Origin of the sequence: Enterobacter cloacae complex sp. SYL003, from assembly GCF_049236925.1 — a bacterium.
Classification (GTDB): Bacteria; Pseudomonadota; Gammaproteobacteria; order Enterobacterales; family Enterobacteriaceae; genus Enterobacter; species Enterobacter intestinihominis.
Map to the genome: position 1 here is coordinate 95,096 of NZ_JBMKJK010000001.1, position 17,224 is coordinate 112,319.

Annotated in this window: 13 protein-coding genes; 3 read left to right on the plus strand and 10 right to left on the minus strand. The window is 58.8% G+C overall.

Features of this window, described 5'->3' with window-relative positions; all coding sequences use genetic code 11:
• Window positions 1-6 precede the first annotated feature (6 nt).
• Genes ACOT1A_RS00410 through ACOT1A_RS00425 form a run of 4 tightly spaced genes read right to left on the minus strand, consistent with a single transcriptional unit; the run spans window position 7 to window position 5,757 of the window.
• Window positions 7-1,332, minus strand: coding sequence for a lysine N(6)-hydroxylase/L-ornithine N(5)-oxygenase family protein (locus tag ACOT1A_RS00410; RefSeq protein ID WP_023306541.1), 1,326 nt, complete (start codon window positions 1,330-1,332; stop codon window positions 7-9).
• On the minus strand, window positions 1,329-3,071 hold the full coding sequence (gene iucC, locus ACOT1A_RS00415; protein WP_276169842.1) for an aerobactin synthase IucC: 1,743 nt from the start codon (window positions 3,069-3,071) through the stop codon (window positions 1,329-1,331). Before iucC ends, ACOT1A_RS00410 begins: the two co-directional genes overlap by 4 nt.
• A complete protein-coding gene (locus ACOT1A_RS00420) occupies window positions 3,068-4,015 on the minus strand; it encodes a GNAT family N-acetyltransferase (protein ID WP_276169841.1) in 948 nt (315 codons plus the stop codon). The genes iucC and ACOT1A_RS00420 overlap by 4 nt, the downstream gene beginning before the upstream one ends.
• Window positions 4,015-5,757, minus strand: a complete 1,743-nt coding sequence (locus tag ACOT1A_RS00425) for an IucA/IucC family protein (RefSeq protein ID WP_063151880.1) — start codon at window positions 5,755-5,757, stop codon at window positions 4,015-4,017. The genes ACOT1A_RS00420 and ACOT1A_RS00425 overlap by 1 nt, the downstream gene beginning before the upstream one ends.
• A 138-nt stretch (window positions 5,758-5,895) precedes the next feature.
• On the opposite strand from ACOT1A_RS00425, the gene ACOT1A_RS00430 reads away from it, so the two are divergent.
• Window positions 5,896-7,104 (plus strand): MFS transporter, encoded by a 1,209-nt coding sequence (locus tag ACOT1A_RS00430; RefSeq protein WP_276169840.1) that lies wholly within the window; start codon window positions 5,896-5,898, stop codon window positions 7,102-7,104.
• On the opposite strand, the gene mtfA is transcribed toward ACOT1A_RS00430, so the two are convergent.
• On the minus strand, window positions 7,101-7,898 hold the full coding sequence (mtfA, locus tag ACOT1A_RS00435) for a DgsA anti-repressor MtfA (protein ID WP_022648578.1): 798 nt from the start codon (window positions 7,896-7,898) through the stop codon (window positions 7,101-7,103). The two genes, ACOT1A_RS00430 and mtfA, sit on opposite strands and share 4 nt — an antisense overlap.
• Before the next feature lie 266 nt (window positions 7,899-8,164).
• Between mtfA and ACOT1A_RS00440 the strand changes: the two genes are divergently transcribed.
• Window positions 8,165-9,067, plus strand: a complete 903-nt coding sequence (locus tag ACOT1A_RS00440; protein WP_023300505.1) for a LysR family transcriptional regulator — start codon at window positions 8,165-8,167, stop codon at window positions 9,065-9,067.
• On the opposite strand, the gene ACOT1A_RS00445 is transcribed toward ACOT1A_RS00440, so the two are convergent.
• The 3 genes from ACOT1A_RS00445 to ACOT1A_RS00455 form a co-directional block, all read right to left on the minus strand.
• A complete protein-coding gene (locus ACOT1A_RS00445) occupies window positions 9,039-9,827 on the minus strand; it encodes a substrate-binding domain-containing protein (RefSeq protein ID WP_180256541.1) in 789 nt (262 codons plus the stop codon). The two genes, ACOT1A_RS00440 and ACOT1A_RS00445, sit on opposite strands and share 29 nt — an antisense overlap.
• A gap of 6 nt (window positions 9,828-9,833) precedes the next feature.
• Complete coding sequence (locus ACOT1A_RS00450; RefSeq protein WP_023300503.1) at window positions 9,834-11,135, minus strand: MFS transporter; 1,302 nt, start codon at window positions 11,133-11,135, stop codon at window positions 9,834-9,836.
• A gap of 260 nt (window positions 11,136-11,395) precedes the next feature.
• Window positions 11,396-12,691: a serine hydrolase domain-containing protein gene (locus ACOT1A_RS00455; RefSeq protein WP_276169839.1), complete on the minus strand. Its 1,296-nt coding sequence runs from the start codon at window positions 12,689-12,691 to the stop codon at window positions 11,396-11,398.
• Between the two features lie 67 nt (window positions 12,692-12,758).
• On the opposite strand from ACOT1A_RS00455, the gene ACOT1A_RS00460 reads away from it, so the two are divergent.
• Complete coding sequence (locus ACOT1A_RS00460) at window positions 12,759-13,691, plus strand: LysR family transcriptional regulator (RefSeq protein ID WP_368958404.1); 933 nt, start codon at window positions 12,759-12,761, stop codon at window positions 13,689-13,691.
• Here the strand turns inward: ACOT1A_RS00460 and fumA are convergent.
• Window positions 13,680-15,329: a class I fumarate hydratase FumA gene (fumA, locus tag ACOT1A_RS00465; RefSeq protein WP_276169838.1), complete on the minus strand. Its 1,650-nt coding sequence runs from the start codon at window positions 15,327-15,329 to the stop codon at window positions 13,680-13,682. The two genes, ACOT1A_RS00460 and fumA, sit on opposite strands and share 12 nt — an antisense overlap.
• Before the next feature lie 55 nt (window positions 15,330-15,384).
• Window positions 15,385-16,893: an anion permease gene (locus ACOT1A_RS00470; RefSeq protein WP_022648571.1), complete on the minus strand. Its 1,509-nt coding sequence runs from the start codon at window positions 16,891-16,893 to the stop codon at window positions 15,385-15,387.
• Between the last annotated feature and the right edge of the window lie 331 nt (window positions 16,894-17,224).

A 17,224-nucleotide genomic window follows, 5' to 3' on the forward strand; every position in this document is an offset into this window, starting at 1 on the left:
TGTGTGTCAGTACTCGGTGGTCTTCATTAATGATTTAAAAACCTGGCTGCTCTCCGGGCTGGTGGTGCTCCGCCAGTGGATCACGCCGGGGGTGGTTGCCAGTTCAAACGGCTCGTCATCGTGAGCGCGATTCAGAATTCGCGCCGCGCGCCAGGCCATCAGGCTGAGCTGGGGTTCGGCAATACCGAGACGGTGCATCCCGGCATTGACGGCAAACAGGCGGTTGCTCTGCGGGCCGTCCCATTCAAGGGTAAAATCGTTGTTGATGCAGAAGGCTTCATCCTCATCCAGACGCAGTCGGGAAGAGAGCGGGGCGAGAAACGCGGGCTGCACGGCGCGGTAGCCGGTGGCGAAAATCACCACATCGCTCTCCAGCTGTTCGCGCCCGCCGTCCAGGTGATGCTGGATGCTGAGGCGCTGCCCGTTCTCCTGGCGCGTCAGCGCCGTCACCGAGCGGGACGGCATCAGGTGCGCCCAGGGTTTTTCCCGCAGCACTTCGAAGCGGTGATACATGGCACGATAGATGGCCAGCAGCGACTCCGTGGTGATCCCGTCGGAGGTCATCTTCTGCTCCTGCAACATCTGGCGACGGGCGTCGTCACCGAGGGTGGAGAAGCTGTCCACATACTCCGGCGTGAAATACTCGTTAGCAAACGCGGCTTCATCCAGCGCGTTGTAGTTGTTGCGACGCGAGATCCAGTTGAGGCTCAGCGGCTGGCCCCATTCCCCACGGAAGATATTCAAAAACAGATCCGCACCGCTCTGGCCGCCGCCGACGACGGTGACGCGCTTGCCTGCTAAATCCGGCGTGCGCAGCATCATTTCGCTGGCATGGAAGCAGGTGTCGTCCTGCGCGGTGACGCAGTCTGGCAGATTGATCTGCTTCCCAATCCCCACGCAGACGTGGCGCGCCAGGAAGCGATCCCGCTGGGTCACGACCTCAAACAGACCGTTTTGCTCATCAAAGCTGACCTGCTGCACCTGCTGGCTGAAGGCCAGATTAGTCAGGTTATCCGCCGCCCAGCACAGGTAGTCGGCAAACTCCTCGCGCGAGACGGTGCGCTGCTCGGTAGTGAGGAAACGGTAGAACTTTTTGCGCTGTACCAGGTAGTTCAGGAAGCTGTGGCGGTTGGTTGGCTCCACGGCGCTGACCAGATCCTTCAGGAAGCTGGTCTGCATATGGCAGTCCGGTACCATCATTCCCGGGTGCCAGGAGAAGTGCGGCTTGCGTTCAAGAAACAGCGAGCTAAAACCGTCCAGCCCCTCTGCCAGCGCGGCAATACTGAGGTTGAACGGACCGATACCAATGCCGATGAAATCATAGGTTTTCATTGCGCTGACTCCTGGGAGACCAGAAAAAGAGGGTTATCAAGATCGCAGACGTAGTTCGGCAGCATGCGGCTGCCGCCGTCGTGTTCAGAGAAGGTCAGTTTGACCGGGTTGAGGATCACGCGAATAATCTGCGGCTTAAACAGGTCGAACTTCGCGAAGCGCGCCGCAAGATCCGGATGGGCGGCCATATAGCGACGTAATACCTGCGCCAGGATCTGATAGAAGCGGGTTTCGCTCACGCCGCATTGCAGGGTGAGACGGGAAATAAAGCGCAGCACCGTGACAAAGTTGCCGGTTTGCAGGTCGTGGATGATGTAATCCGCACTGAGGCGTGCGGTGACGGCTTTTACCTGCTCCGGCAGGCTCTGCGCCTGCGGGAAATCCTCGTCCACCAGGCGCATGTCGCCCTGGAAATCCTTCAGCAGAATGCGCTGTGGGACGTAATCTTTCATCACCAGCGTGACGTTCTGGCCGTGGGCGATGAGCGCCACCCCGTAGCGGCAGAGCAGGTGATAGAAGGGGATCACCGTCGCCTCAAACAGCTTTTCCAGCCATGCGTCAGCGGTTAACCCCGAGCGTTTGATCCATGCGTCAATCAGCGGGCGCCCGTCGTTATCGGTTTCCATCAGCGCGGCCATCAGCACCGCCTGTTCGCCATCCTGTAAATAGCAGGATGGGTTCTCGCGCCAGATCACCCCCAGCATCTCCTGATAGCGGTACGGCGCCTCAGGCAATGCGGCATAACCCGGATGCGACAGATATCCGGCTGCGGGTTCGCCAAGCACCTGCGCCCCGGAGTGAATCAGCGTGGCATCGCTGGCGAACTGCTGCTGTAGCCAGCGCGAGGCCAGCGGACCGGCGGCAATATACTTGCCCGGAATACCGCGGTAGCAGGAAGTGTTGTAGATGGTCAGCGGCAGCTTGATGTCATACGGCGCGCGACGGCTGGCATTGGTCAGCGTGCGCAGGGACTGCTGCGCCAGATACTCATCGCCGAACTCTCCCAGCTCCACCATCTCACCGCGCGCGAGCTGTGCCAGGAAATGAATGGCAATTTTTTGCTGCCACTGCCACGGATGCAGCGGCACCGGCAGCCAGCTGTCGTCCAGATCCAGCCCCTGCCAGCGGGCGTCGAATCGGGTGCGCTCGGCATCATCCATGGCGCTGGCGAGCAGGGTGTTGATATCGCAATCGGCGTCACTGCTCCAGACCAGACGATCGCGTTGCACGGCGACCCAGTGCAGACGAAAACGCCCGCGATATTCCGGCGCGTACTGGCGCAGGGCATCCAGCCCCCAGCCGCGGCGTCCCTTGTTGAAAATAAACTTCGGGTGACCGCGCATAAGGCACTGTAGTTCGTCCGGGTCGAGGTGGATCAGCGCATCGGCATCCAGCGTGTCACGCGCCTGCAACAGCTGCATGTCGCCCCGCAGCGTGGCGTAGAGATCTTCCATGTGCTCCGCCGTTTGCGCGTCGCTCATCTCCAGCACGGTGGCCAGTTGCAGCAGCGCGTTTTCCGCTTCGACCGCCGCGCCACTGGCGGTGGTCAGGGTATCAGGGTCAATATGCAGCCAGCCCCAGATCCCACGCGTGGCGCTAAACTGCCAGGTCGCGTTGCCCATACTGATGCGCCAGTAGTCCGCCGAAACCGGCTCGGCGCGCAGGGTGCGTTCATATTCCAGTTCAGCGAGGATCTTCGCCACCATCTCGCGGTTCACTTTCTGCCAGAGCGCGTTCACAGTTCCACCTCATGGAAGAAGCGGTGCCGCTCGCTCATGATGAGACGGGAGCGTTTGTGCGGGAAGTCGAACTCTTTCACCGTGTCAAAACCGGCGGGCGCCAGATGGCGGAACAGACGCTGGTTGTCGAAGCGCGGTTCCGCCACAATGCGCGCCGTACGCGGTTCATCGAGATACAGATAGTGGCTGAGGCCGCGCAGCCAGCTGCGGATATACTGCGCCCCGCGCCAGTTCTCTTCACCCACCAGCATGTGCAGTCCGCGATCATAGGGCTGCCAGCGATAGTGGCGGCCAATGCGGTCTTCCGCCGCCCAGTAAAGTTCAAAATAGCCGAACGGCTGGTCGTCAAAGCAGCCGATCACCGGGTAGCAATAGGTCGAGTCGAGCTGACGGCGCAGGTAGTTCTCCTGCTCGGCCTGCGGGCCCGCCATCTCCCAGAAGGCGTTCACGCGTGGGGTGTTCATCCAGCGGGTAAAACGCTCGCCGTCCAGCGCCACGTCCGCCACGCGGAAGCTCAGGGTGCGCTTAATCTGCGGATCGTAACGGCGATACACTTCGCCCTGCGGACGATGAGGGCGCAGCGGGAAGTACAGCTGACGGCTTTCATCAAACTGCATTCCGCCGCTCGCCTGCGGACGTTCGCCTTTCAGCCACAGCGGCAGCTGCCAGAATATTTCGCGCGCCAGATAATCCCCGTTTGCGAGGCTAAACAGCGCCTGCGCCTGAGGTTCATCCTGCCAGGCGGCCCACGGCAGGGTAATGCCGGTCAGGGCGGGTGCGGCAACAAACAGCTGGTCGAGGGCGTCCACCAGCCAGCCGTCCGGGAGCCCGGCCAGACGCGCAAGGACCGCGCTGCCGTCAAGACCCAGCGTCAGCGGCAGGTTTTGTTCCGTGGCCCTACAGCGAAAGCCGTAGCCGGAATGGACGATATTCGCGTTTGCCATCACGCCTTCTCCTTATAAAACGGGTTGCTAAAGTCGAAATAGATCACCGCCGGATCGACGATGGTGTTTTCGTTGCGATCGTGCAGGTAGCAGAAGAAGTTGCCTTTGCAGTTCCAGGTCGGGCTGTCGAGCACATAATCAAGGCAGCGGGTCTGCTTCGCCGTCGTGCGCAGTTTGGCCAGCGCGTCACGCACGCGGGGCATCAGGTTCTCTTCGCTGTCGAAGCCGGCAGCGGCGAGCGCGGCGGTGACGGCAAGGGTAGAGTTCAGCAGCAAGTAATAAGGGAAGTAGCGCAGCAGCTGGCTCTCACCGAAGCGGTTTTCCACCTCGGTTTCGCCTGCCTCTTTCAGCCACGCGTCGGCCCCTTCGGTCCAGGCGCTGCCCTGACAATCGCGGTAGATCAGCCCAACGGGGAAATCCTGCTGCATCTCAACGAGGATATTTTGCTGGTGCGCCAGCAGGACCAGACCGTAGTCCGCCTCGGCGCTGAACAGCGGAAGCAATACGCGGTCGCAGTAGGCGTCCAGCCAGCAGCGGGCGGCCTGGGCGAGCGGGAGATCCAGACGCTGGCTCAGACGGCGCACCGCCGCCGCCAGCAGGCTGTCGCCGCCGTCCGGTGCCGCCTGGGTCAGGCTCACCAGCACGTTGGTTTGGGTATCTGGCGTATCAAATAGCAGGTTCACGCGCAGGGCCATCAGGCTCTCTTCCTGAATGACGCCGCTTTCATCGCGCAGCCCGGCCCAGCCGTCTTCCTGCATCACGCGCATAGTCGGGTAGCGCGCCTGGAGTTCCTGCCAGCGTGCCGTTTTCGCCAGCCGCGCCAGGCGCATGCCGCGCTTAACTTCTTTGACCGACAGCGTGCGCACGGAGTTGGTCAGCCGCACGCTGAGGGAAAACTTAATCATGTCGCTATTGGTTTCGCTGTACAGCGAGCGGGAAGAGCTGGTAGGCAGCCACTGTGCGCCCGCCTCGCCAAGATCCCGCAGGGCGCCTTTTTCAACCAGACGCTGGCACCACGGCTGCTCCAGCAAATAGGCAGCCTGCCACGGATGCATCGGCAGTAGCCAGCGGGTGTCGGTGAAGTGGCCGAGAAGATCCGGCGCACTCTGGGCCGCGAAGCGCAGCAGACGTTCACGCAGGGAGACGTTCAGACTGTCCCCGGCAATCAGTTCATGCTCAACCGCAAACCAGCGCAGCGGGAAGCGCGAGGCGAAATCCGGCAGATAGCGGCGCGCCTCGGCCTCGTTAAACGGCTCGTGCGATTTTGGGGCAGGATGAAAAGCATGGCCGACCAGCAGCGCCTGTTCCGCTTCGGCAAAGGTCAGCGGCTTATCGCGCAGGTTTGCCCAGTTGTGGCGTAAATCAATGGCCTGCCAGGTGTGCGTATGGCTCTCCAGGACGCGCTGCTTAAAGCGGGCCAGCGTATCGGCGTCCAGAGCGCCTTTTACTGTCTCTTTTTCAAGAATGAAATCAATCAGTTGATGGAATGTGACCGTGTCACCGCCGTCGCTGTCAGCCTGAATCAGCGTGGCCGGGAAACAATACTGGTGATGCTGCGTGGGGGAGAAATAGCGTACCGGAACCCGGATGGCCTGGGTTGGGGAGAGCGGGATATGTATCTGCGATAACTCATCCGCACGGGTTGCGGGAAGATAGTGCCAGTCCTTCGTTTCGCGCAGCAGCGCGTTCAAAAAACACTGGGCCGCAACATCTGTACCGGCGGAGCGGGGCAGAGCACGCATAGATGTACCTCATTCCATGACTGATAATAATTCTCGTTATGATATTCATTCTGTTTACAGCCGCAACTATTTTTGCAATATTTGTTTTCATAAACTTCATAATTTCCACACATTTATTGACATTATCTTCACAATTCTATGCGCACCTGTACTGAGAACATCACTGACAATATGGCCCCGAAGGCAAACTGGCCCCTTGCACTGGGCGCCGGTTTATTGGGTATCGGACAAAACGGTTTGCTGGTCATGCTGCCGCAGCTGGTCTCCCTGACCGGGCTGTCGCTCTCCGTCTGGGCCGGGCTGCTGATGTTCGGCTCGATGCTCTTTTTACCCGCATCGCCCTGGTGGGGACGCCAGAGCGAGCGGCACGGCTGTAAGGTCGTGATGCTGGCCTCGTTAGGCGGCTATCTGGCGAGCTTCGTCCTGATGGCGCTGGTGGTCTGGGCGATGGCCAACGGCGCGCTGAATGCCCTCTGGGGAATGGCGGGCCTGGTTCTGTCGCGCATGCTGTACGGCCTGACGGTATCGGGGCTGGTGCCTGCGGCCCAGACGTGGGCCATTCAACGCGCGGGGCTGGATAAAAGGATGGCGGCGCTGGCAACGATAAGCTCTGGCCTTAGCTGCGGGCGTCTGCTGGGACCGCCTCTGGCCGCGCTGATGCTCAGCGTCAGCCCGGTCGCACCGCTCTGGCTGATGGCGCTGGCGCCGTTTATCGCGCTGCTTCTGGTGCTGCGCGAAGCCGCCGATCCCCCGCTGCCGCCGGTGGCGCACCAGTCGACGCGGTTACAGGACTCTATGATGCCTTTCCTGCTGCTGGCGCTGCTGCTGGCGGCGCTGGTCAGCCTGATGCAGCTTGGTTTATCGCCGCATCTTCATCCGTTATTTAATGGCGATGCCGTGCAAATCAGCCATCATGTCGCCCTGCTGCTGAGCCTGGCCGCGCTGGCGACCCTGGCGGCGCAGTTTCTGGTGGTACGCCCGCAGCATTTTAGCCCGAGGGTTTTACTCTTAATTGCCGCGGTCTTGATGGTGGCGGGGCTTGGGCTGATGTGTCTCGCCAGTTTAGCCCTGTTCTACGTGGGCATTGTCATCACCTCGCTGGGTGCCGCCATGGCCACGCCGGGATACCAGCTTTTGCTCAACGATCGGCTGACGACGGGCAAAGGGGCAGGGGTGATCGCCACCAGCCATACGCTGGGGTACGGGGCCAGTGCGCTGCTGGTACCCGTGGTGACGCGCTTTTACGGTGAGCAGTTTTTGATTACTGCCGCATGGGGAATGGCGCTGCTGTTTCTCGCGGTGAGCGTGTGGGTACGATCGACCGATCGTACCCCTGCTGAACATTAGTGGAACGGATGAGAGGAGGTGCTGGCTGCGTCCTCACTTTGCCGCAGACGCTGGAGCGGATCCTGCTGGTAAAACTGGCAGAAACGCTGCCACAGCGCCGGGAAGCGTGGGGCGAAAAGCTCAGGTGCGCTAAAGAAATACTCGGACAGCACCGCGAAGCACTCGGCGGGATCGGTCGCGGCATAGGCATCAATGCTGGCCGCGCTTTCACCCACCAGGTCTATCTCATCCTGAATGTTTTCCATCGCCGCGTGCAGGTCGTGCTCCCATCCCGCGACTTCACGCAGCGGGATCAGCGGCACGCCGCTGGCGCGATCGCCGTTGCGGGTATCCAGCTTATGCGCTACTTCGTGAATGATCAGGTTGAAGCCCGAGGCATCGAAGGAGTCCTGAATATCCAGCCAGTTGAGGATGATCGGCCCTTGCTGCCAGCTCTGCCCGGACTGCACCATACGCTGGTTGTGCACCAGCCCGATGTCATCCTCCCACTCATCATCGACGATAAACGGCGCCGGGTAGATCAGCACTTCGTGGAAGCCATCCAGCCATTCGATACCCAGCTCCAGTACCGGTAAGCAGAAGAGCAGGGCGATGCGCGAATTTTTAAGCGGATCCAGTTCGAAGCCCTGTAGCGGCACCAGCCGTTTTTGCTGTAAAAAACGCTCGGCCAGCTGAATCAGCTTTGATTGCTCTTCAGGCAAGAGATTCGCCAGCACGGGGATCGCCAGAGCCTCATCCCAGGGCAGCGCCATATTTCGACCAGCTTCGTTCGTTTTCCAGGGCCACTTAATCATCGCTTTGCTCGTTACTCGCACGTGAACAAAATGGAAAGGTCAGGGGCTGTTAGCATGCCAACATACTCTGTTAAGCAGTATGACACTCCTCTTCGGCGGCATGCAGACTGGCAGCCTGTTTAAGAGGAATCCAGCCCGCATAAACTATCACTATGTGCCGTCAGGTTGATAGCGCTTTAGGGGTATCCCCTTCATTTTGTGAAGTATGTCGTACGCGGCTATGATAAATCTCTTCTTACCCTACCGTGCTTAAGGATCCCGTCAGTATGCCCGTCAATTTTGACCTCAACGATCTCTACGCCTTCCGCGCTTTACTGGAATACGGCAATTTCCGTCTTGCGGCAGAATCTATTTGCCTTTCCCAGTCGGCGTTGAGTCGCAGAATTGAAAAGCTGGAGGCGGCACTGGGGACAAAACTGTTCGACAGAACCACCCGGCGCGTCACGCTGACTCTGTATGGACAGACCTTTGCCGACCGGTGCGGGCAACTGCTTGTCGACGTGGAGTCCATGCTTTCGGATATCGATAAGGCCAGCGAGGAGCGCACGGGATTAATCACCGTGGCGACGGTGCCGTCTGCCGCCTGTTACTTTATGCCGGATGTGATCCGCCGCTTTCAGTCCCGTTACCCCCGCGTGCGCATTAAACTTATCGACAGCAGCGCCGGAAATGTTATCGAGGCCGTCACCCGCGGACAGGCGGATTTTGGTATCTGCTTTGCCCGGAGTTTACAGCCCGACATCGAGTTTGTCCCGCTGGTGGAAGACGTCTACGTGGCCGCCTGCCGACGAGACAGCCCGCTTGCAAAAAGAAAAAGCCTGACGTGGCAGGCTTTTTATCAGCAGGATTATATCGGTCTGGATAAGACCTCCGGCAACCGCAATCTTCTCGACCAGCGGGTCGGACATATTCGGCCTGAGCGCCCCAGCATCTGCGAAACGCGGCACGTGACGACTATGCTCGGGATGGTTGAAGCCGGGATCGGCATTGCGGCCGTTCCCGCCATGTCAATGCCCCGCGCAGAGCATTCGCTGCTGACGTCGGTGCCTTTAACCGAGCCAGAGGTCAGGCGAACCGTGGGGTTGATTCGCCGCCGCGGGCGGATCCAGTCCTACATTGCTGCCGAACTCGAAACGCTGATCACCGAGCAGTATCGCGAGGTGCACTGACGGGCGTTAAGCCCGTTGCCGTAATGACGCTGGCCGCCTGTGGCGAGGAGAGAAAGGCCAGCAGCGCTTTTCCCTGCTCAGGATGGTCGGCCTTCTGCGTTACGGCTCCGGCGAAACGGGTAATGTACTGTATGTCGTCAGGCAACTTACCCACAAACGTCACGCCCGGGACCGGCAGAAGCTCGCTCACCTGCTGAAAGCCGAGATCGTATTTCCCTTTTGCCACTTCAGAAGCCACCGGGATGCGCTCAACCCGGTGCGCTTTATTTTGGACCTGGCCGTCGATGCCCAGCTTACGGAACAACTGGCTCTCAACATACCGGCCGCTGGCGCTGTCGGAATAAGCCATGGAATGCGCCTTCAGCAGCGTTTGCCGCAGGGCGGGTACCGTACTGATATCCGGCACCGGCGCGCCCGCTTTGACGACCATCCCGACGGGCGAATCCGCCAGCTCCACGCGGGAGCCCGCCGCCGTCCTGCGATCCTGTTCCAGTTTCGCCAGCGCATCGCCCACCATAATCACCACGTCCGCTTTTTCGCCCCGGGCGAGCCGGGCCGGAATGGCCTGCGGTGTTTTGCCCATCGACGGGCCGGAGACCACAATGAGCCTGTCGCCGCTTTGCGCTTCGTACTGCGGCGCCAGCTTCTCCAGCGCCGCTTTGAAGCCGCCAGAAATCATCACCGTTACATCCTGCGCAAGCGCGCCCGCGCTGAGGGTGGCGAAGGTCAGGGCGGCAATCACCGTTCTGAATGTAAGCATGAGGGATCACTCCTTAACGGCGGTTTGTAGAATTAACGTGCGACGACGATAGAGATAAAGCGTTGCCAGCAGGGCGCAAACGGCGGCAAAGCTCATCCAGTACCCCGGTGAGGCTTTATCGCCGGTGTACTCAATTAAGGCGGTAGAAATCACCGGCGTGAAACCGCCAAAGACCGCCGTTGCGAGGCTATAAGCCAGCGAGAAGCCCGCCACACGCACCTCTGCTGGCATGATCTCCGTCAGGGCCGGGATCATCGCGCCGTTATACAGGCCGTAGAGGAAAGAGAGCCACAGCAGCACGGTCAGCATCATGGAGAAACTCGGGGCTGCCGCCAGCATCGTCAGTGCCGGATAGCTGGTCGCCAGCGCCAGCAGCGTCATGGCGATCAGCACCGGTTTGCGTCCGAAGCGGTCCGACAACGCACCGCCTATCGGTAGCCAGATGAAGTTAGAAATGGCTACCAGTAGCGTGACCAAAAGACTGTCCGAGGCGCTGAGCATCAGGACTTTTTTACCGAAGGTCGGCGCGTAAACGGTGATCAGGTAAAACGCGGTGGTGGTCATCGCCACCATCAGCATGCCCGCGATGACTACTGGCCAGTTGGCGAGCAGCGTTGTGAAGACCTGACGCATCGCCAGATGGTGGCGACGGGCGCTGAATTCCTCGGTCTCTTCGAGCTTGCGGCGCAGGAAAAAGATGAACGGCACAATCAGACAGCCAAACAGGAACGGAATACGCCACCCCCATTCGCGAATGGCACTCTCTTCCAGCACCATATTCAGCGCAAAGCCCATCGCCGCCGCGATCATAATGGCGACCTGCTGGCTACCCGACTGCCAGCTGGTGTAGAAACCCTTGCGGCCCGGCGTTGCGATCTCCGCCAGATAAACCGAAACCCCGCCCAGCTCGGCGCCTGCCGAAAAGCCCTGCAACAGGCGGCCGGTCAGCACCAGCAGCGGCGCCCACAGGCCAATGCTCTGATAAGAAGGGATCAGCACAATCAGAAAGGTTCCGGCGGCCATAATCGACAGGGTGACGATCAGCCCTTTACGGCGACCCACTTTATCAATGTAAGCCCCCAGCACAATGGCCCCGATCGGACGCATCAGAAAGCCCGCGCCAAAGACGGCGAAGGTCATCATCAGCGACGCAAATTCACTGCTTGCCGGGAAGAACGTGTGGGCGATGTAGGTGGCATAAAAGCCGAACAGAAAGAAGTCGAATTGCTCAAGAAAGTTGCCCGACGTGACGCGGAAAATCGCGCCCGCTTTCGAACGAACCGTTGCAGGTGAGGTTGAGGAAACCATGATTATCTCCAGTTTTATAGTGACGTTATGCTCGTCTGTTTCTGAAAACTGGATCAGGAAGTGGAAATTGATAAGCGCAAATCGCGCATGGACTGATGCGTGTGGTGCATTAATGACAAAGCGTTGACCAGTATTTACATATTCAACAATAACTTAACATTTCGGTGATCTTTTATTTACCACATTTCGCTAAGTTGCTGATATATCAGTTTTGTGACACCGCGCAGGTGAGAAGCCAGGCGGGGCCTGGCTTGGGATTATCAGCGCAGCGCGTTCGCAATCGCGCTAAACATCAGCGACGCTTCCAGCGGCTGGGCGCTGAATGACGGCTCTGCCTGCGGCCAGGTGGACCACTGGACGATAACCAGATTTTCTTTCTGATTAACCACGATCATCTGACCAAAAATACCCAGCGCCCACAGGGAATCCTTCAGCGAATTTTCGACTTTCGGCTCCACGTTTGTGGCGGTGGCCGGCACTTCGTTGTTCCACCACTGGTAGCCGTACAACCCCTTCGGATGCGCCTCGGACACCGATCCTTTGGCCTGTGTCCAGGCTGAGGACTGTTTCACCCAGCCCTCGGGGAGGATCTGCTTTCCGTCCGGCAGTGTACCGTTATGCAGGATAAACTCCCCGAAACGCCCCCAGTCTTCCAGCGTGGCGTTGAACCCATGCGCACCCACGTCGTGCTGGCCTTTGCTGTAAGCATGCCACACGCCGTCGCTCGCCATGCCGTACGGTTGCCAGATGCTTTTCTCCAGATACGCCGCGAGCGTCATGCCGGTGGCGCGCTCAAGCACATCGCCTAACAGCCAGGCGCCACCCGAGGAATAGGACCAGTTTTCACCCGCCGGGTGTTCACGGTGTAATCCTTTCACCAGGGTGCGCACGCAGTCGTAGGTGCCCGGTTTCGCTTCGCATTCGGTAAGCCGGGCGAAGTCTGACTGCGGGTTAGTGTAATCTTCGTTCCACGCCACGCCCGAGGTGTGGGTGATGAGCTGTTTTAGCGTTACGCCCTCCCAGGCGGTGCCTTTTAAATCCGGTTCGTACAGGGTGATGAGGTCGTCCAGGGAGTGGATTTTACCCTCTTTTATCGCAACGCCCACCAGCGCGGAAACCACCGATTTGCCCACGGAACGCGACGTCCAGAGCGTTGAGTTGGTATTGCCTTCTCCCAGGTATTTATAGGCCACTTTGCCATTTTTCAGCACCAGCATGCCGCTGACGTTCTGGCGTTTCAGGTAATCCTGAAGATTGTAAATCTTACCCTTCACCTGATAGCGGGCATCGGTGAGCGGTTTTTCTGCGGGCAGCAGCGGCGTTGCGTTGCCGTGGCGGAACACATCGCCCGCGTAGTTGCGGTAGTCATTGCGAAAGCCCACCACGCGATCGGCCTGGCTCCAGGTGAGCATGGTATGTGCGTCCGGGAGTCTGGCATCGAAAGGCGCCGGACAGGTCGTGAGGTCGGTACCGTTGCAGGCCGCCATGACGGCGGGCGAGAGCAGGCTACTGACAACCAGCGCCGCGAGCAGCGTGCGGTTTGTTTTGATTTTCATATTTATCTCGTTTGGCTCAGGAAGGACTTCAGTTTAAGAACCTGCGGCCTATAATAAAAAACGCGTTATGGGGGAAAATCCCCCGGAAAATCGCGTGGAGAATGACGTGGCATCCCTGATCTATTCCTTTGCCCAACTTGAGGCGTTCACCGCCGTCGCTGAGCACGGCAGCCTGATGAAGGCGGCCAGTAAACTCGGCAAAGATCGTACAACCTTGCGGGATCTGATCGATTTTCTTGAGGATGGGCTGGGCTACGCTCTGTTCCTGCGGGAGGGGCGCAGCCTGCGCCTGACGCCGGAGGGGGAGCAGCTTCAGCGGCAGGCGCACCTGCTGATGCGGCAGGTCAAAGCATTTGAGGCGTTTGCCCGATCGGTGCCCGACAGCGCCACGCAGGACATTGCCCTCGTTTACGATCCGTTCACCCCCAGAGCTTTTTTACAGGCGCTGATTGCCACACTGGCGGCGAAAAAGATCCGCCTGAGCCTGACCAGCGCATCGCGCGATGAGGCGGAAGCCATGCTGGCGGACGGTCAGGCCGATCTGGGGATCTGCCAGGCGCGCAACCGCAGCGTGGGCAATGAGATGGAGTGGCGGGCGCTGGGGGCGATCGAAATGGATTTTTACGCCGCAACGGCGCTTTTTGCGGAGGTTGCGTCGCCGGTGTCGCTGCTCGATCTCTCTCTGGTTCCGCAGGTGATTATGCATGCCGCGTCAGACGAGCCGGTTGCCCGTCGCCTGCAAATTTCAGGGCACACGCTTTTCACTAACGAACTGGAGATGCTGCGCGGCCTGCTGGAGAAAGGGTGCGGCTGGGGGTTTTTGCCGACGCATCTTCAGGCGGCGCGATGGCAAAACGTAAAAAGGCTGCACACCGAAGTGGGCAGCCAGGGGATCGGTCAAACGATGGTGACGATCTGGAAACCGGGCAGCGACAAGCGCGGGTTAATTAATGAAACGCTGTCGCTGCTGCCGTCATTGTGGAAAGACTCAGCGCTGTGAACAGCCTTTGCACTGCTTGTTCTGGATCTGCTGGAAGAAATCGTTGCCTTTGTCATCCACCAGGATAAAGGCCGGGAAGTTCTCCACTTCAATTTTCCAGATCGCTTCCATTCCCAGTTCCGGATACGCCACGCACTCCAGACTCTTGATGCTGTTTTGCGCCAGCACCGCCGCCGGGCCGCCAATGCTGCCGAGGTAGAAGCCGCCGTGTTTATGGCAGGCGTCCGTCACCTGCTGGCTGCGGTTACCTTTCGCCAGCATGATCATGCTCGCACCGTGGGATTGCAATAAGTCCACATAGGAGTCCATACGTCCCGCAGTGGTCGGGCCGAGTGAGCCAGACGCGTAGCCTTCTGGCGTTTTGGCCGGGCCTGCATAGTAAATCGGGTGATCTTTGACGTACTGCGGCAGGGCTTCGCCGTTATCGAGCAGTTCTTTCAGCTTCGCATGGGCGATGTCGCGCGCCACAATAATGGTGCCATTCAGCGACAGGCGGGTGGAGACCGGGTGCGCGGAAAGCTGCGCCAGAATATCGGGCATCGGCTTGTTCAGATCAATGCTTACTACGTCGCCTTCTCCCTGCTGGCGCAGGGATTCAGGAATATACTGGCCCGGATTGTGCTCCAGCTTCTCAATCCAGATCCCGTTGCGGTTGATTTTCGCCTTGATGTTGCGGTCGGCGGAGCACGAAACACCCATGCCGATCGGGCAGGAGGCACCGTGGCGCGGCAGACGGATCACGCGAATATCGTGCGCGAAGTATTTCCCGCCAAACTGCGCGCCAAGGCCGAGGTTTTGCGCTTCCTGAAGCAGTTCCTGCTCGAGCTGGACGTCGCGGAACGCCTGGCCGTGCGCGTTGCCTTCGGTTGGCAGGCTATCGTAGTAGCGCGCAGAGGCGAGCTTGACGGTTTTCAGCGTGGCTTCCGCTGAGGTGCCGCCGATAACGAAGGCGATATGGTAAGGCGGGCAGGCCGCGGTGCCGAGGGTCCGCATCTTCTCAACCAGATAATTTTTCAGCTTCGCCGGGGTGATCAACGCTTTGGTTTCCTGATACAGATAGGTTTTGTTGGCGGAACCGCCGCCTTTCGCCATGCAGAGGAATTTGTACTCGTCACCATCCACGCTGTAGAGGTCGATCTGCGCGGGCAGGTTGGTGCCAGTATTCACCTCTTTATACATATCCAGCGCCGCATTCTGCGAGTAGCGCAGGTTGTCTTCAATATAGGTGTTATACACGCCCTGGCTCAGCGCTGCTTCGTCACCGCCGCCGGTCCAGACGCGTTGGCCTTTCTTACCCATAATGATTGCCGTGCCGGTATCCTGACAGGTGGGCAGCACGCCTTTCGCCGCAATCTCGGAGTTGCGCAGGAATTGCAGGGCGACGTACTTATCGTTCTCGCTGGCTTCCGGGTCGCTCAGAATAGCCGCAACCTGCTTCTGGTGAGAGGTGCGCAGCATAAACGCGGCGTCGTGGAAGGCCTGCTGTGCCAGCAGGGTCAGCGCTTCGGGCTCCACCTTCAGCACTTCCTGACCGTCAAACTCGGCAACGGAGACGTGCTCTTTGGTCAGCAGATAGTATTCGGTGTCGTCATGCGCGAGCGGGAAGGGGTTCTGGTAGAAAAACGGTTTGTTTGACATAGCGTATTGCTCCACAAAAATAAAACCGCCGGAGGAGAAGTCCGGCGGTCAGAAATCAGAACATCATGGACATCCACGGGTAACCAATCAGCAGCAGAGCTGCCAGGAAGATGGCGCCGAAGATAGTGCCGAGGCGCCAGTAGTCTTTGGTTGGCAGGTAGCCGCTACCGTAGTAAATCGGGCTTGGGCCAGTACCGTACGGGGTGATGATCCCCATCACGCCCAGCGAGGTCACCATCAGCAGGACGAACACTTCCATATTCATGCCCGGAATGGTGGAGGCGATGGTCAGCATCGCAGGCAGCAGCGCCGTGGTGTGCGCGGTGGTGCTGGCGAACAGGTAGTGCAGCAGGTAGAACGCCAGCAGCAGGACGATGGTGGCGACACCCGGCGAGATACCGCTCATTAGCAGGCCGCCTTCTTTACCCAGCCAGCTGATAAAGCCGGTGGAGGAGAGACCATCCGCCAGTGCCACCAGGGTGGCGAACCAGACGAAGGTATTCCACGCGGCTTTGTTGCCGGTGATGTCGTTCCACTCCAGCACGCCGGTCCACAGCATCAGGCCAACGATCAGCAGGGCAGCCATGGCCGGTTCAATCCACGCCGCGGCGAAGATCCACATCAGAAGCGCGCAGCACACGAACACCAGCAGCAGGATCTCATTGCGCGACAGTTTGCCCAGTTTTTCCAGTTCGCGGGTCGCCCACAGTGGTACTTCATTGTTTACCTTCACTTCTGGCGGGTAGAACCAGTAGGCCAGTAGCGGCATGGTCAGGATCAGCAGGATACCCAGCGGCAGGAAGGCGAGGAACCAGGTCCCCCAGGAGATATCAATTCCAACGGTGCTTTTCACCAGCGCCAGTGCCAGCAGGTTAGGTGCCAGAGCGGAAAGGAACATCGAGCTGGTGATACAAGCCGCGGTGATTGCCACCCACATCAGATAGGAACCGATTTTGCGCGCGCTTGGGTCGTTGGGTTTTGAACCGTACAACGGCGGCAGGTTAGCGATAATCGGGTAGATGGTCCCGCCGCTGCGCGCGGTGTTGGACGGGGTGAACGGGGCCAGCAGCAGGTCCGCAAACGTAATGGCGTAACCGAGCGTCAGGCTGCGACGGCCCAGGTACTTCACCAGAATCAGTGCCAGACGGCGGCCGAAGCGGGTTTTGTCGTAGCCTGCGGCAAACATAAAGGCACCGAAAATCAGCCAGACGGTGGAGTTACCAAACCCGCTCACCGCCCATTTAAAGGAGGCGCCCGCCAGCTTGAATTTCGGGTCAGCCAGCTGTTCCGGGCTAAAGAGCACCCACTGGCTGCACAGCGCAATCGCCACGACGCCGGTAAGACCGATCACGGCGCCCGGCAGCGGTTCGAAAATCAACCCGACGATGACGCCGACAAAGATGGCGAAGTAGTGCCACGCATATGGCGGCAGCCCTTCCGGAACGGGGACAAACAACAGCAGGACGGCGACAATGACGGGCAGGGCCATCATCAGCAGGCGTTTTGCTGTTCCATTTGATGCCAGATTCGCCGCAGGAGGCGTTACAGCAGTTTTTGTTTTCATAGTTTCACGTCTTAAGTTGTCAAAAATTCGTCGTACAGCGAAAACACAAATTCGATTGCTTTATTCGTTTTGCTTTTTTTAGTTATTTAAGGTGCGTTTTTGTGTTTTCAGTAATAGCGATTTAACGCATTTTTGTTTGCGCTAAATAAAAAATGATGATGTTTTTATATTGCGCCTTTGGATGCCATTACTATTGATCGCGATCAAAAAAACAGAATTGAGGACGTAATTTTATACTTTTTATAATAACCACTCTGAGTAGTGTGGTTATTCGCTATTTTTAAGCATTTTATTTATCAATTTTATAACATTATTAATTTGGGCTGTGTTT